This window comes from Paenibacillus sp. AK002 (assembly GCF_053903045.1).
Window position 1 is genome coordinate 1,615,329 of record NZ_CP096377.1, and the last position, 15,983, is coordinate 1,631,311.

General features: G+C 56.8%; 10 protein-coding genes. 5 read left to right on the forward strand and 5 right to left on the reverse strand.

From position 1 onward, the window contains the following. Positions 1-63: 63 nt before the first annotated feature. From M1D70_RS06800 to mmsB, 4 genes are all read left to right on the forward strand, one after another. The gene (locus M1D70_RS06800) at positions 64-6,903 is read left to right on the forward strand and encodes an invasin domain 3-containing protein (protein ID WP_456289501.1); all 6,840 of its coding nucleotides are present in this window, start codon (positions 64-66) and stop codon (positions 6,901-6,903) included. A 357-nt stretch (positions 6,904-7,260) separates the two neighbouring features. Continuing rightward, positions 7,261-8,346, forward strand: coding sequence for a multiple monosaccharide ABC transporter substrate-binding protein (gene chvE / locus M1D70_RS06805; protein ID WP_009591605.1), 1,086 nt, complete (start codon positions 7,261-7,263; stop codon positions 8,344-8,346). A gap of 43 nt (positions 8,347-8,389) precedes the next feature. Continuing rightward, positions 8,390-9,922, forward strand: a complete 1,533-nt coding sequence (mmsA, locus tag M1D70_RS06810; protein ID WP_456289502.1) for a multiple monosaccharide ABC transporter ATP-binding protein — start codon at positions 8,390-8,392, stop codon at positions 9,920-9,922. Positions 9,923-9,924: 2 nt separating this feature from the next. Beyond that, complete coding sequence (gene mmsB, locus M1D70_RS06815; RefSeq protein ID WP_456289503.1) at positions 9,925-11,091, forward strand: multiple monosaccharide ABC transporter permease; 1,167 nt, start codon at positions 9,925-9,927, stop codon at positions 11,089-11,091. An 86-nt stretch (positions 11,092-11,177) separates the two neighbouring features. On the opposite strand, the gene M1D70_RS06820 is transcribed toward mmsB, so the two are convergent. The 4 genes from M1D70_RS06820 to M1D70_RS06835 all read right to left on the reverse strand — a co-directional run bounded on the left by M1D70_RS06820 (position 11,178) and on the right by M1D70_RS06835 (position 14,021). Beyond that, positions 11,178-11,906, reverse strand: coding sequence for a hypothetical protein (locus M1D70_RS06820; protein WP_009591694.1), 729 nt, complete (start codon positions 11,904-11,906; stop codon positions 11,178-11,180). Further along, positions 11,903-12,781 carry an ATP-binding cassette domain-containing protein gene (locus M1D70_RS06825; RefSeq protein WP_456289504.1) on the reverse strand — a complete coding sequence of 293 codons (879 nt, stop codon included), beginning with the start codon at positions 12,779-12,781 and terminating at the stop codon, positions 11,903-11,905. The genes M1D70_RS06820 and M1D70_RS06825 overlap by 4 nt, the downstream gene beginning before the upstream one ends. Next, positions 12,771-13,157: a GntR family transcriptional regulator gene (locus tag M1D70_RS06830; RefSeq protein WP_009591591.1), complete on the reverse strand. Its 387-nt coding sequence runs from the start codon at positions 13,155-13,157 to the stop codon at positions 12,771-12,773. The genes M1D70_RS06825 and M1D70_RS06830 overlap by 11 nt, the downstream gene beginning before the upstream one ends. A gap of 270 nt (positions 13,158-13,427) precedes the next feature. Next, entirely contained in the window at positions 13,428-14,021 is a 594-nt protein-coding gene (locus M1D70_RS06835) for a M15 family metallopeptidase (RefSeq protein ID WP_456289505.1), read from the reverse strand. Between the two features lie 174 nt (positions 14,022-14,195). Here M1D70_RS06835 and M1D70_RS06840 point away from each other — a divergent pair, with 174 nt between their 5' ends. Continuing rightward, positions 14,196-14,723: a hypothetical protein gene (locus M1D70_RS06840; protein WP_456289506.1), complete on the forward strand. Its 528-nt coding sequence runs from the start codon at positions 14,196-14,198 to the stop codon at positions 14,721-14,723. Positions 14,724-14,879: 156 nt separating this feature from the next. On the opposite strand, the gene M1D70_RS06845 is transcribed toward M1D70_RS06840, so the two are convergent. Continuing rightward, positions 14,880-15,974: an ArsR/SmtB family transcription factor gene (locus tag M1D70_RS06845; RefSeq protein ID WP_456289507.1), complete on the reverse strand. Its 1,095-nt coding sequence runs from the start codon at positions 15,972-15,974 to the stop codon at positions 14,880-14,882. Between the last annotated feature and the right edge of the window lie 9 nt (positions 15,975-15,983).

Sequence of the window (15,983 nt, forward strand, 5' to 3'; positions counted from 1 at the left end):
GCACCAGAGTTTCGATTCCTTGCTATATTTACTTACTATTTATTACAAGAAGGGGAGATTCCATTGCGCAGATTGAAAAAAATCGCGATGCTTCTGCTCGCATTCCTGATGATCGTGCCTAATCTGCCGCAGCCGGCACATGCCGCATCCGCGGCGCCCGCCGGCATCAAAGGAATCGGAGCGGGATACCTTCATTCCTTGCTGATTGCCGGAGACGGCACGGTTTGGACGATGGGGGACAACAGTGCGGGAGCACTGGGCAACGGCACAACGGCAAAGTCGTTTCGGCCCGTTCCGGTGACCAAATTCGACGGTACGCCCCTGGGAAACGCGAAGTTCGTCACGGGCGGAGGCTATTTCTCGGTCGCGCTGCTGAACGACGGTACGGTATGGGCCTGGGGCAGGGGAACCTATGGACAGCTGGGGAACGGTGCATCGGATGACCGGCATCGTGCCGTCCAGGTGACGGAGTCCGGCGGGGGGCCGCTAACGAGTGTACGCAGCATCGCCGCGGCTTACGACCATGTTCTGGCCATCAAGGAAGACGGATCGGCTTGGGGATGGGGTTCCAATTCAAGCGACATGCTTACCGATTATTATGACATCAGCAACCCCCGAGCCGTACGCATCAAGGCGTCAAGCGGATCCTATCTCAACGATGTGAAGGCCGTAGGGGCAGGCGATTACCATTCCGCAGCGCTGCTGAACGACGGCACGGTATGGGCCTGGGGCTTCGGAGGCTTTGGAGGGTTGGGCAGCGGGTCAACGGCCGACTCCGTGTATCCGGTACAGGTGATCGATTCCTCCGGACAGCCGTTAACCGGCATAGCCGATATCCAAGGCAGTCGATTTGGCGGCATGGCTCTGAAGGGAGACGGCACCGTTTGGGCTTGGGGATACAATGAGAATTTCAACTTGGGCAACCCGGGGCTGACTTCTTCCAACACGGCGATTCAGGTTCAGCAGACGGGTTCCGGACCGCTTACGGACGTGGTCCGGATATCTGGCGGCGGCCGCTTGAGCATGGCTCTGAAAAGCGACGGAACCTTGTGGTGGTGGGGCATGCAAAACCGGAACCTCCAAGTCGCGACAAAACTGCTCGGCGACGCAGGTCAATTCGCTGCGGGTGACAATCATGCCCTTGCGATTAAAGCGGACGGTACCGTATGGGGCGCGGGCTGGACCAGCAAGGGAGAACTGGGCATATCGGATGCCAGCCCTTTGGTATATTACACGTCTGCGCTGCAAGTATATCCGGCCCGGACGCAAATCAGCGCCAGTCCCGCTTCCATCGACGCGGACGGGACCAGCAAGACGACGGTCACCGTAACGCTCAAGGAAGGAAGCAATTATAACATCGGCAGGAGCGAAGGGACCGTTCAGCTTAGCACGACAGCGGGCACGCTCGGTCCGGTCACCGATCACGGGGACGGGACGTATACGGCTGAACTGACGTCGTCCAAGACGACCGGAACCGCAACGATTACGGGCATCATTAACGGTTATCCCATGAGCGCAAGCGGCACGGTAAAGTTCAATCCGCTTGGCGCTTCGGCCGTCACTTCAACGGTCACCGCGAGCCCGGCATCGATTCCGGCGGACGGCAGCAGTGTCTCCACCGTGACGGTGCAGCTGAAGGATAGCAACGGAAATCCGTTGACGGCGAGCGGCGGCGCCGTGCAAATGAAGACGACTGCCGGTACGCTGTCCGGCGTGACGGACCGGAAGAACGGGACGTACACGGCACAGCTGAAAGCGCCCGTTTCCGTCGGTACGGCAACCGTAACGGCGGAGCTGGGCGGAACGCCGATCGCGCAGAAGGCAACGGTCACATTCGTCCCGGGAGCCGCATCGGCTTCGGCATCCACGATCAACCTGGGGCAGAACACGCTCACGGCTGGAAGCGGAAGCACGGCGGTGACCGTCCGCTTAAAGGATGCGCACGGTAATCCGCTGGTGTCCGGAGGCGACACGGTAACGATCCAGTCCTCGCACGGCACGGCCGGGAGGGTAACCGACCATGGGGACGGGACCTATACAGCTGTGCTGACGGCAGGCACGGCCGCCGGCAGCGGGACCGTCAGTGCCGCGGTGAACGGGGCGGCGATGCAGCAGAAGGCCGCGATTCAGATTCTTCCCGCGGGAGCGTCTACGCAAACCTCGGAGCTGTCGGCGGCTCCCGTCTCGATCGTTGCGGACGGCAGCAGTAAAACGATGCTGACGGTACGGCTCCGGGATGCCTACGGTAACGCGTTGACGGCTTCCGCAGGTACCGTGTCCATGAGCACAAGCGGCGGCACCATCGCGGCCGTGTCCGACAAAGGCAACGGAACCTATACCGCAACGCTGACCTCGGCCTCCACGACCGGCACCGCTGAAGTATCGGCCAGATTGAACGGTTCATTGATCAAACAAACGGCCGTGGTCTCGTTCGTCCCGGGGGCCGCCTCCGCGGACAAGTCCAGCCTAGCCTCTGCTTCAGGCAGTCTCCAGGCCGGATCGGGGACCACGACGTTAACCTTAAAATTGAAAGATGCGCGAGGCAATGATCTCGTGACTGGCGGCGATGCCGTGACGATGCAGGCCAGCATCGGCTCGATCGGTTCCGTTGCGGATCAAGGCAACGGAACGTATACCGCGACGCTGACGGCGCCGACGGCAACGGGCATGTCGGTTGTATCGGCATCGGTTAATGGCGTGAGGCTCGCGCAAACGACGAACGTAAGCATCGTGCCCGGCCCCGTGTCTCTGTCGGCCTCCACGATCAGCGCCGCGAACGCAAGCGTTCCGGCTAACGGAACCGGCACGACCAGGGTTACCGTGGAGCTGAAGGATACGCATGGCAATCGTTTGACTGCTTCGGGCGGTACCGTAACCTTGTCGGCTACTGCAGGCAGCCTGAGTGCGGTAACGGATTACGGCGACGGGACGTACAGCGCGACCTGGACGGCGCCGACGACCGCAGGAACCGCAACGGTGTCGGGTTCTGTCAACGGCTCGGCACTTGCCGGCAAGGCAAGCCTGAACTTCGTTGCGGGGGCGGCATCGCCGTCAGCGACGAGCTTGTCGATCAACCCGGCCTCGATTACGGCAGACGGAGTCAGTACGGCTGTCATTACGGTCCAAGCAAAGGATGCCTACGGCAACCCGGTGACGCAAGGTGGCGACGCGGTATCCGTCGAAACAAGCGGAGGCACGCTCTCCGCCGTCATGGACCGCGGTAACGGTACTTATACGGCTACCGTTAAGGCGCCGACGACTGCCGGCAAGGCCGTCGTCCGGGCTGAGCTGAACGGCAAGACCGTCACGCAGACGGCGGACATCGTGTATGTTCCGGGCGCCGCTTCCCCGGCAACATCGCTCCTCACAGCGGGGGCGTCCGCTCTACCGGCTGACGGGTCAAGCACAACGGCGCTGACCGTGCAGCTGAAGGACGTCTACGGCAACAACCTGACGTCCGGTGGCGACAGGGTGAGCCTGAGCGCGACGGCCGGCTCGGTCGGGGCGGTAACGGATCATGGCGACGGCACATACTCGGCCGTGCTTACGGCACCGACGGTTGCCGGTCCGGCAACGATCACCGCGACGATAAACGGTGCGAAGCTATTGCAGACCGCGTCCGTTGACTTTGAAACCGGAGCGGCTTCGGCGCGCGAATCGCTGCTGACGGCAGCATCCCCGGCGATGCCGGCTGACGGCGCCAGCACAACAACCGTGACGCTGCAGCTGAAGGATGCCTTCGGCAACGAATTGAAGACGGGCGGTGATGCGGTTGTGTTAACCACGACGGCCGGAACGTTAGGCAGCGTTCAAGACCATGGCGACGGCACGTATTCAGCCATGCTGACGGCCGGTACGGTTTCTGGTTCAGCCGTCGTATCGGGTGCCGTAAACGGCGTGCCGTTGGAGCACCCTGTATCGGTGGATCTTCTCGCCGGGGCGGCATCCGCGGCCGAATCGATTATCGAGACGGACAGCAAAGCAATCACCGTGGGCGGCAGCACGTCAACGGTTGTCACGATTCGGCTGAAGGATGCCTTCGGCAATGCGTTGACCGCTGGGGGCGACAAGGTCCTGCTGCAGACGACGGCCGGAACGCTGGGTCTGATGACGGATCATCATGACGGTACGTACACGTCCATATTGACGGCTGGCACGGCGGCAGGCGAGTCCGTCATCACGGGAAGTGTCAACGATGTGCCGCTGGTGCACACGGCGTCGGTGCAGTTCATGCCTGGCCCGGCTTCGGCGGACCAAACGATATTGTCAGCCGACCGGGCAGTCGTTACCGCTGACGGGCTAAGCCGTTCAAACGTGACGGTACAGCTGAAGGACACTTACGGAAACGAGCTCCGCTCCGATGCCGGATCGCTCCAGCTTAAGCTGGCGTCGACGCTTGGCCTGCTGACGGAGCCGAAGTACGAAGCGGATGGCCGTTACACGGCCGGCGTTGCATCGAATAGGGCCGGAACAGCCGTCATTACCGGAACCTTGGACGGCATTCGGATCACCTCGGCAGTGACGGTATCCTTCGAGCCGGGGGAGCCTTCGGCGCTTCGCTCGACGGTCGATGCGGACCGGACCGGGCTGACAGCCGACGGCATGCAGTCCGCACGGATTACGGTGCAGCTGAAGGACGCCGCGGGCAATACGATTCCGGATGACGGCGGGCCCGCGGACATTCGGATTCATTCCTCGATCGGCACCGTTTCCGGGTCCGTATACGAGGCCGAGGGGCGGTACACGGCCTCGCTAATCTCCACCGAGGCCGGCATCGCCATCATTACGGCATCCGTGGAGAATAGCGAGCTCGCAGACACGGCTAAGGTCGAATTTCTGCCGGGTCCCGCTTCGGCCGCCGCTTCGGAGCTTTCAGCCGACAGCGGGGCAATCCCGGCCAACGGCTCCGCTGCCTCGACGATTACCATCTCGGTGAGGGATGCCTTTGGCAACAACACGGGGAGCGGGGCCGATATTCGGCTTGAGACTACGCTCGGCACCGTGACGGAAGCCACGTACCGCGAGAACGGCGTGTATACGGCGGAAGTCCGTTCAACCGAGCCGGGAGTGGCCGACATTCACGCCAGGATCGGCGGCGAACCGATTCGGGATGGCGTGCAGGTGACCTTTGCCGACGGCATATGGTTTACGCCGCCCTCGTACCGCCTTCAAATCGGCGAATCGGTGCGCACGGTCGTCGAGGTGACTTACGGGGATGCTACCTCGGACGTAACCGGAGATGCCCGCTTCCAATATGATGATGGGCTGATCCGGGTGGCGCGGGCCGAGGACGGTTACTGGTATGTCACAGGCCTTCGTACCGGGCGTACCGTCATGCAGGCCGTCTATGAGGCTGATGCCGGCAGGCTGACAGCCGTCGCCCCCGTCACGGTTTATGCCGTGCCGACCGGATTGACGCTGGATGCTTCCCGGTATGAGGTGAGGGAGGGCGAATATCGCCAGATCCGGGTAACTGCACATTACTCGGACGGCACCTCCTCCGATGTGACCGCGGAAGCTGCATACCGTCTTGCAGACAGGGGCTATGCCTCCCTGAATGCAGCGGGCCGGCTGTACGGCATCCGGTCAGGGAAAACGTCCATGACCGTGACCTATGAAGGTTTAAGCACCCCAGCCGAGGTTGCCGTTTTGCCGCCGGTTCACTCAGGTGACCCTGGTTTCGGCGGAAGCCCGGGCAACGCCGTCGGCATGCCGGACGATACCGGCGGGGTGAAACCGCCCGCAGGGGAAGATCGCGGACTCACCGTCGATCTGGTGCTCGACGGGGAATTCGGTCAGACGATCACGCTCGAGCACGAACAGCTGAGTTCAGGCCGCATCGTGATTGAAGCGAGGGGCGGAACGAACAAATGGTCGCTGCTCATGAAGCCTGCCGTCGTGGAACGGCTGCGGGAGCTTGTCAGCGGCGCGGTGATGGAGTGGCGCACGCCGCAGGGCGTATTTGTCTTCTCACTGGCTGAGCTGGGCGAGCTGCCATCGGATTTATCTGCGGCTTTCATCGGGCTCACGATCAGAACGGCCGATGACGAGACGGAGACGAGGCTCGGGGAGCTCTCGCGGAAAACGGGAGCGAGTATGCGGCTTAAGCCGTTCTCCGTGTCGCTGAACGCATGGAAGCCGGACGGAACGGCACAGCCGCTGGCAGATGGCCGATTATCCGCAACCTTCGCGCCTTCAGAGCGAATGCTGGCCGACGGCCGGTATTTGACGGCGGCTTACCTCGATGAAGCCGCCGGACAATGGAAGCACGTTCCGGCCCGTTTCGCTTCGGCCGAAAATGCCCTTCTCACTTTGAAGGCATCGGGAACCTATACCGTTCTGGAGAGCCGCCGCGCATTCACCGACATGAGCGGGCATTGGGCTAAAGCCGACGCCGAACTGCTCGCGAACAAGCTCATCGTGCAGGGGACGGAGGGCGGCCGTTTTGAACCCGGCCGCTCCATCACGCGGGCGGAGCTTGCTGCCATGCTGGTCAGAATGCTGGGGATCCATCCGAGCGGAGCAGCCGCGGTTCCTGCTTCGTTCAACGACGTGGCGGGCCGATGGTTTGCAGCCGACGTTCAAGCCGCCTATAAGGTGGAATTGATCCAAGGGTATGCGGACGGCAGCTTCCGCCCAGACGCGGCCGTGACCCGGCAGGAAATGATCGTTATGATCGCAAGGGCGATGGAAGCGGCGGGACTTGGCAAGGAGACCGAGGGAGCGCCGGTGCAATATGCCGACGATGACAAGCTTGCATCATGGGCTCGCGGGGCAGTCGATCAGCTTTCGCAGGCAGGACTGTTGACGGGCGACCAAGCGAACAGGCTGGCGCCGGAGCGGGCGGCTACCCGCGCGGAAACGGCGGCCATCCTGGCAAGAATGCTGCAATCGGGCATGTGATCGCAATAGGGTCGGCGGGCGTTAGTGCCCGCCGGCCTTTTTATTTCCATGGACGCATGGAAAGAGAACATCTGGTTGCGGTCGGATATACGCTGCAGCATGGAGAGAGCCTCCGGTTCGTTGGCATACAACAAACCGGAGGCTCTTTTTGATGACGATAAAGTCGTTCGGACCGGTTCCCATTGTGCACATCTCGCAAGAATGCCGAACAACAAAAGTATGAAAATTATAAAAAAGGTTGTTTTCGTGGAAAGACCCCTCCACCCGAACGGAGGTATCCTTTTTAGTACAGAGAGGCTTTTCGAACCTTCGGTTGTAAGCGCTCTCGATTTCATTTTTCGGAAAGGGGAACTACCGATGAAGAGAGGATTGCCAGGATTGCTGATCGCGGTGCTGCTCTTGGCCCTGACGGCCTGCAACCTCGCCGAAAGCCAAACCGGCGATGCAAAGAAGGGTTACGTCGGCCTTGCGATGCCCACCAAATCATCCGAACGCTGGGTGGCTGACGGGAAGAACATGGAGCGGCTGTTTCAGGAAAAAGGGTACAAAACCGACCTTCAATTCGCCGAAGACGTGATTGAAAACCAGATTTCCCAAATCGAGAACATGATTACGAAAGGGGTCGACGTGATCGTGATCGCTTCGATCGACGGCAATACGCTGACCGACGTGATCAAGAAGGCCCATGATCAGGGAATCAAGGTCATCGCCTACGACCGGTTGATCCGCAACACCGAGCATTTGAGTTATTATGCCACCTTCGACAATTTCCAGGTCGGCGTTCAGCAGGCCTCCTATATTGAAGAGAAGCTTGGCCTGAAGGAAGGGAAGGGGCCGTTCAATATCGAGCTGTTCGGCGGATCGCCGGACGATAACAATGCTTACTTCTTCTATGACGGCGCGATGTCCGTGCTCAAGCCTTACATGGATTCGGGCAAGCTCGTCGTTCGGAGCAAACAGACCACCATGGCCCAGATTGCGACCCTGCGCTGGGACGGCGCCCTGGCGCAGTCGCGGATGGATAACCTGATCAGCGCCAACTATTCCAGCGAGAATCTGGACGCGGTGCTGTCGCCCTACGACGGGATCAGCATCGGCATCATCTCCTCGCTCAAAGGCGTAGGCTACGGGACGGCCGGCAAGCCGCTGCCAATCATCACGGGTCAGGATGCGGAGCTTGCTTCCATTAAGTCGATCGTGGCCGGTGAGCAAACCCAGACGGTGTTCAAGGACACGCGCCAGCTCGCCGAGCAGGCGGTGAAGATGGCGGAGAGCGTGCTGAAGGGAGAAGAGGCCGAGGTGAACGATACGGAATCGTACGACAACGGCATCAAAGTCGTGCCTGCCTATTTGCTTCCCCCTGTATCCGTTGATGCTTCCAACGTGGAGAAAGAGGTTGTGGAGACGGGCTACTATTCCAAGGAAGAAGTCGGATTGAAATAGTCTTTAGGCAAGCGAATACGAAAGGATAGGAAGGTGAAGCCAGATGTCAGAGTACATTCTTGAAATGCGGAACATTACGAAAGCGTTTCCCGGGGTAAAGGCGCTGAACCAGGTAAATCTGAAGGTTCGCGAAGGAGAGATCCACTCCCTGTGCGGGGAGAACGGAGCAGGCAAATCCACGCTGATGAAAGTGCTGAGCGGCGTGTATCCTTACGGCAGCTATGAGGGAGATATTCTGTTCAAAGGCAGCGTCTGTGAATTTAAAAACATCAAGCAAAGCGAAGACCTGGGCATCGTCATCATCCATCAGGAGCTTGCGCTGATTCCTTATTTGTCGATTGCCGAGAACATCTACTTGGGGAACGAGCGCGCCGAGAAGGGCATCATGAACTGGAACGAGACGATGATGGGGGCCAAAGAGCTGCTGGATAAGGTGGGGCTCAGCGAGAACCCGAATACGCAGGTGGGCAGCATCGGCGTCGGCAAGCAGCAGTTGGTCGAAATTGCGAAGGCCTTATCCAAGAAGGTGAAGCTGCTTATTCTGGACGAGCCGACGGCGGCGCTCAACGAGGACGACAGCGAGAATTTGCTTGCGCTGATGCTGGAATTCAAGAAGCAGGGAATCTCCTGCATCCTGATCTCCCATAAATTGAACGAGGTGTCGAAGGTATCGGATTCCATTACGATTCTGCGCGACGGCCAGACCATTGAAACGCTGGATATGAGAGGCGGCGAGGTGAACGAGGACCGGATCATCCGCGGCATGGTCGGGCGGGATTTGACGAACCGCTATCCGGAGCGGAGCCCGAAGATCGGGGAGGTCATCCTGGAGGTTAAGGATTGGACGGTATATCACGAGCAGCAAGCAGGCCGAAAAGTGATTGACAATGTGAGCATGAATATCCGCCGGGGGGAGGTCGTGGGCATTGCCGGGCTGATGGGATCCGGCCGGACCGAGCTTGCGATGAGTATTTTCGGCAGGGCTTACGGCCGGAACATCACGGGTACGCTTCGGAAAGACGGCAGGGAAATCCGGAATCAGTCCATCAACGAGGCGATTGAAAACGGCTTTGCTTACGTGACCGAGGACCGGAAGGAATACGGGCTGATCCTCATGGACGATATCAAACGCAACATCTCGCTGACCGGACTGTCCAAGCTGGCAAAGAAGATGGTCATTGACGATCGGGAAGAAATCCTCGTGGCGGAAGACATGCGGAAGAAGCTCAAGATCAAAACGCCGAACATTCTCCAGAAGACGGGGAACCTCAGCGGGGGGAATCAACAGAAGGTTGTGCTGAGTAAATGGATCTATGCCGAGCCCGACATCCTGATTCTGGATGAGCCGACGCGGGGGATTGACGTCGGGGCCAAATACGAAATCTACGCGATCATCAACCAGCTGGCGGATGAGGGGAAGGCGGTGCTTGTCATTTCCTCGGAGCTGCCTGAAATTTTAGGGATCTGCGACCGGATTTATGTCATGAGCGCGGGACGGATGACCGGAGAAGTTGGCAGAGAGCAGGCTTCGCAGGAAACCTTGATGAGATACATGACCAAGAATGGAGGGGCTTAAGCATGGAGACGCTCAAAAAAATGTTTAAAAACAACATCCGCCAATACGGGATGATCATCGCCCTTGTTGTCATTATGATTTTTTTCCAAATCATTACGGGAGGGCTGCTGCTGGAGCCGATCAACATCACGAACCTGATTCTCCAAAACAGCTATATTCTCGTACTGGCCATCGGCATGGTGCTTGTCATCATTACGGGTCATATAGATTTGTCGGTCGGTTCGGTAGCCGCCTTCGTCGGCGCCGTTGCTGCGATCATGATGGTCGATATGCAGCTGCATCCGGTCATTGCCGTCATCGTATCCTTGATCGTCGGCGGTCTGATCGGAGCATGGCAGGGATTCTGGGTGGCTTACGTGAGGATACCGGCCTTTATCGTAACCCTGGCCGGCATGCTCCTGTTCCGCGGCCTGACGATGATCGTGCTGGAGGGCCAATCCATTGCGCCGTTTCCGGGCGGCTTCCAGAAGCTGAGCTCCGGCTTCATTCCGGACTTCGGCAATACCGGCACCAATCTGATCGCAGTTCTGGCCGGCATCATCTTTACGGTTATTTTCCTGATCAATGAGCTGCGGGAACGAAAAGCCCACAAAAAATACAACTTCGACGTTCTGCCAAGCGGCTTGTTCCTCCTGAAGCTGGTGCTCATCGCGGCCGTGATCAATGCCTTTACGTTCATGCTGGCTAGTTACGCCGGCCTGCCGAACATTCTGATTCTGCTGCTGGTGCTCATTATCATCTATTCCTTCGTGATGAACAAAACCGTGATGGGCCGTCATATTTATGCGCTTGGCGGCAACGAAAAGGCGGCGGCGCTGTCCGGCGTGAAAACCAAGAAGGTCACGTTCTGGGTATTCGTCAATATGGGCGTCATGGCCGCCATCTCCGGTTTGATTTTTGCCGCCCGCTTGAACGCGGCGACGCCGAGAGCCGGTACGAACTTCGAGCTGGATGCCATCGCGGCGAGCTTCATCGGCGGCGCTTCGGCCACCGGCGGGATCGGGACGGTCTTCGGCGCGATCATTGGCGGTCTCGTCATGGGCGTCCTCAATAACGGGATGTCGCTCGTAGGTCTCGGCATCGACTGGCAGCAAGGCATTAAGGGCCTGGTTCTCCTCGCGGCGGTAGCCTTCGACATTTACAATAAGAAGAAGAGCAGTGCCGCTTAATCTATACGGTGGCGTTATATCATAAAATGGCTGATTCCGGGGTAGAAGGTGCTACCCATGGATCAGCCATTTATTTTGCGTATTGGTTACATTTTGATCGTAACTCTTCGGGTGATCAGCCGAATTAGAATCATTGCAATCAGGATGACGGCCAGGGAGCCTGCGAGCGAAACCGGCAGCGTGACGGAAAAGTCTGTCGTGACCGGCAACCACTGTTCCCATATGGAAGCCAGCTCGAACTGCCACAATGCATCCATGAAGCCAATCAAAACAAGGGCAACGGCGATCCATCCCAAGCCGCGAATCCAGCCAAACCGGTAAAATCCGGATCCGATCATCCACCCCATCAGGTAATAGATGAAGATTTGGATACCGTAGGAAACGAGCGTCAGCAGCCAGCTGTTGTCGAACTCCTGCAGCAGCCGGGTGCTTCCCGCATCTTGTGATGCAAACAGCGAGACAATCCAATGGATCAGAGCCGCGGCAACCGGAAATGCCAGGGACAGAAAGACGGCGGCTAAAGCGGAACCACCAAAGAAATCCCGGCGCGTAATGCCGTGTCTTACATAATAGCTCAGAAAACCGTAAGCTGAAATGATGCCGATGACGAGCATAAATCCTTTGGTGGAGCGGTAAGCGATGGAGAAGAAGTCCTCATCTGTCATTCCTTCCCGAACATTGACACCAATACTGTTAGCGATGCCGACTCCAATATAAATCAGCAGCACAATCGTTAGAAAACCCAATGCCCAGCTGCCTTGCTGAATAAACATCTCCGTCGATACTTTGCTTACGGGCGATGACGTCTTTTTCATGCGGAATATTCCTCCCCCGTCAGATGGATAAACAAGTCCTGAAGCGAGATCGGCCCGATCTCAAGTCCTGCCTTCAATGCGGCTGATTGAGATGCCTCGCTAAGCTCCCCGTAGACCATGACGGCCTTGGTGGAACCGAGCTGCTGCACGTTCAGCACCTTCATGCCCTGGATGAATTCGTCCACCTTGGCCGCGGGGCCCGTAATGGATACTCCCTTGGACGTAAGGCTTTCATAATCGTCTTGCAGTATGAACCGGCCTTTGTGGATAATAATGACTTCCTCAAACAAATAATCCATCTCCGAAACCAAGTGGGTGGAAAGAATGAACGTACGGGGATGGCGCTCCTGGTCCTTCAGCAGTTCCCGGTAAAAAATTTCGCGCGATGGCGCATCCATGCCGAGATAAGCTTCATCCAGAATGGTAACCGGCGACCGGCTGGCGAGGCCGATGCATACGTTAAAAGCGGACTGCATGCCTTTGGAGAGCTGCTTCAGCTGTTTATCCAGGGGCAAATTAAATTTGCGGGCAAGCTCCAGGGCATAAGCCGTATCAAAATGGGGGCGGTACCTGGCAACGGATTCAATCGCGGCCTTGACCTTGTCCGTCTCCTCTTTATAGTCGACATCGTAGATGAAGGAAACTTCCCTCATGATTTTGGCATTTTCGAAGGGCTGCTCGCCGCCAATCGTAACCGATCCCGACGATGGTTCGCGAAATGAAGCCAGGATCGACAGGAGCGAGGTTTTGCCTGCGCCGTTGCGACCGAGGAGACCGTAAATTTTGCCGGCCGGGAGACGGAGGGAAATATCGCGGACGGCTTCGACGCTGCCGTATGTCACCGATACCCGATCTAACTGTACATCAAGATTCATGGGGGTCACTTCCTTTTAACTGGGTTATGATTTGAACAAGCTCATCCGTGGACAAACCGAGTTTGTCCGCTTCCTGTACCATAGGCACCACATAATGTTCCGCAAATGCACTCTTTCGGGTCCGGAGCAGCATTTCCTTGGCCCCCTCAGCAACAAACATGCCGACACCTCGCTTTTTATAGATGAGTCCGGAATCAACCAGCAGGTTGATGCCCTTCAACACCGTAATGTGATTGATTTTGTAAAATTGGGACAGCTGCGTCGTGGAAGGAACCTGTTCACCTTCAAGCAATTGGTCATTGACGATCTGGTCCTCGATCTTTTCCTTGATCTGGATGAACAGGGGCCTATTATCTGGATGCACGGTACCGCTCAATAAGAATCACCACCTTGCCTTCATTGTCCTGTTAAGGTTATATGCTTATATATATGACTATATAACCAAAATGTGAACGGCATGTCAAGCATTTGGTTGAACATCACACCTTCATCGAGACGCTTTAACAGCGAACAACGTCAAAAAAGACCGACCAGAAGGATCTGGTCGGCCTTGATTTATTTACCTGATGCGTTAGTCATATTGGAGTATAGCTAAAGTATGCTATGCGTACCTCGATGCTCAATAAAAACAAATAACAATCTCATTTCACTTGGCTTCCGAATACTCGGAAGCGTCCATGGGAGGGAGCTTTCCCCGTTTCAAATCACGGATCGACAATCCAAAATCGATTTGCAAATGCGGATAATCCGGAAAGTTGGCCCAATCTCCGCCCCACTGGAAGCCTAAATCTTTTGCAATCTCCACGACTTCCATCCAGTCGGCCTTGCCGTTTCCGTTCCCGTCGTATTCCATATCCCAGATGACGCTGCCATCCTTCAGCCTCAGCGCAAAATCAATGGCGAGCCCGTAGTTGTGAAGAGATTCCCCGGCCTTGGCATTCGTCACGATGTTGCCCTCGGTGCTGCGGCCCTGATTGTAGATGCGGGTCTGCTCTTCGTGGCTTCGGTAACCGTCCGTTATGACAATCGTGATCCCTTTTTTCCTGGTGAGACGAACAAGCTCATTCTTTTGCTGCAGTACATAAGGGTGGAGCTGGGTGATTTCAGGGGTTTCTTTGCTATTAAAATCAAAATCGAGATCGTTGATAAATCCGGGTATGGCGGTTTGCAGCTGCATGTAGAATATGGCGAGCAATAAGGCAACAACAAGGAAAAGCGTCGTTTTTTTGCGTTTGATCATGCGGACTCTTTAATCTACCTACTTTCATATGATGACTTACTCTATTATATCGGCATCCCGCCCCGCATTCCAGCAGACCGGATATCACGCCCAGATACCGGAATGAATAGCAATCCATGGTTTATCGCATCCTAGTTCATAAAAAGGACTTGGTCCGGAAATGGGGAATGACGAATGAGCAATATTCAAAACATGTCGATGAGACTCAATCAGCTATCCAGCCAATTGGCTGCTGCAGGGCAGAACGGCCGCATGGACGAAGCCCTGATGATCGTGAACGAGCTCGGCGGGATCCGCACCGAGCTTCAGAATGCGCAGGCTGCGGTCACGCCGGAAACTTCTTCCGCCGTGCGCCAGGAGCTGGTGAACTGCAGGATGGTGCTGCATGGGATGATGGGGGCGGCGCAGGATATCCGAACCGCTGCGGCGGAGCAGTACCGTCAGGTGCTGGGCGAGAATAAAACGATGTTCGAGCAGATGGACGAGGCCGCGCAGCAGAGCGAGTATGCGCAAGCCTATCAGTATCGCCAGCTGTTCAAGCAGATGGATCAAGTCAGCCAGCAGCTGCATCAGCTGGATGGCTCGATGCTGGACGCGGGGTACCAAATGGAGCGGGCGCAATCGGCCGACGGCAGCCTGAACGGGGCAGTGGCTATCGAGGAACTGACTTCAAGCACGGACGACAGCGGAACGATGATGTAAGCATGCTTGGAAGGATCGCGGGACCGAAGCGACTAACGGCTGCGGAAGAGAAAGAGCTGCACAAGAAGGGTGAGCCAAAGGAGGGGCCTTGGCTCACCCTTCTTTTTCCTTATGAGGAGAGGATCCATCCCATACCGGGCATGCAAGGACAACTGCTCATTCCTGCTGCAATAAGCTGGATCGCAGCTGTTCGAGGTAAGTCTCGACAGCCGTCCGATTCATTCGGTAGTAGATGCGGTTTGCCCGCTTTTCCATCATGACAAACCCTTGTTGTATAAGTGCGTTCATATGATGCGAGATGGTAGCCGTGGTTAGATTCAGCCGGTCTGCCAGTTCCGAACCGTACGCCGGCTCACGGTAAATCGACTTCAGAATCGCAAATTTGCTGGCATCGCTCAGCATTTTCAACGTTTTGCATATCTTCTCGTCTGAGATGACCCGGCTAACCGCTTCTTGAAGAGCTTCAAAGAGAATGCCGATATACAGCGTTTCTATTGAATTCTCGCTTTTTTGAGGATGGAGCGTGACCATATTGAAGCCCATGATCTGCGGGACGATTCGGATTTCCTTATCGTCCATGAGATTGATTTGGAATCGGTTATTGATGTACTCCAGCGGTTCGGTTTGAACCACTTGATGGTATCTTGCCGCAAAGCGCTCCAGCAGAGGCTCTAGCAAGGGCAATTGTTCCTCGTACAGGGCCATGGCCTGTTCAAGGATGCTCTGCAATTCCTGCATGTACATATCAAAGTTCTGATATAAGAGATGCAGTGTCCATTTCTCCTGAACGTCCAGTTCGAGTCCGTCAATCATGTTGGTCAGATCGGCATCGGTATGAGTCGCTTGGCATTCGCGGCTTTCGGCATCCCCCATAAATAATCGGACGAGAGACTCCGCGTACTTGCGCCGCCGTTCATCCTGCATGACAGGGGACAGCCGAAGAATATTCGCATTCGTACCCGCTGAGCGGAGATATTCATCCAATAGCAGCTTGGCGCAGCACCAGCCCGCCTGTCCCCGGCTTTCGAAGAAAAAAGCCATGCGATCAGGCGCTGCTTCCAGTTGGCCATGCACCAGCTCTCCTATCTCGATGATGGGGTCGAAGGTTTGCAATAGGTCCGGCGAGTCCAGATTATATTTCATCGTGAGTTCATTCTTCACGGACCGGGTGTCTTCATGATTCGTATACCGATAGAGCAATTCGATGCATTCACGGGGAATATCCGGCCTTGCCAATACCGTTATGTTCATGGGATAACT

Excerpts from the sequence above, each read along its gene's own strand:
- chvE (WP_009591605.1), top strand. The coding sequence starts at position 7,261 with ATGAAGAGAGGATTGCCAGGATTGCTGATCGCGGTGCTGCTCTTGGCC.
- mmsA (WP_456289502.1), top strand. The coding sequence starts at position 8,390 with ATGTCAGAGTACATTCTTGAAATGCGGAACATTACGAAAGCGTTTCCC.
- mmsB (WP_456289503.1), top strand. The coding sequence starts at position 9,925 with ATGGAGACGCTCAAAAAAATGTTTAAAAACAACATCCGCCAATACGGG.
- M1D70_RS06820 (WP_009591694.1), bottom strand. The coding sequence starts at position 11,906 with ATGAAAAAGACGTCATCGCCCGTAAGCAAAGTATCGACGGAGATGTTT.
- M1D70_RS06825 (WP_456289504.1), bottom strand. The coding sequence starts at position 12,781 with ATGAATCTTGATGTACAGTTAGATCGGGTATCGGTGACATACGGCAGC.
- M1D70_RS06835 (WP_456289505.1), bottom strand. The coding sequence starts at position 14,021 with ATGATCAAACGCAAAAAAACGACGCTTTTCCTTGTTGTTGCCTTATTG.
- M1D70_RS06840 (WP_456289506.1), top strand. The coding sequence starts at position 14,196 with ATGAGCAATATTCAAAACATGTCGATGAGACTCAATCAGCTATCCAGC.
- M1D70_RS06845 (WP_456289507.1), bottom strand. The coding sequence starts at position 15,974 with ATGAACATAACGGTATTGGCAAGGCCGGATATTCCCCGTGAATGCATC.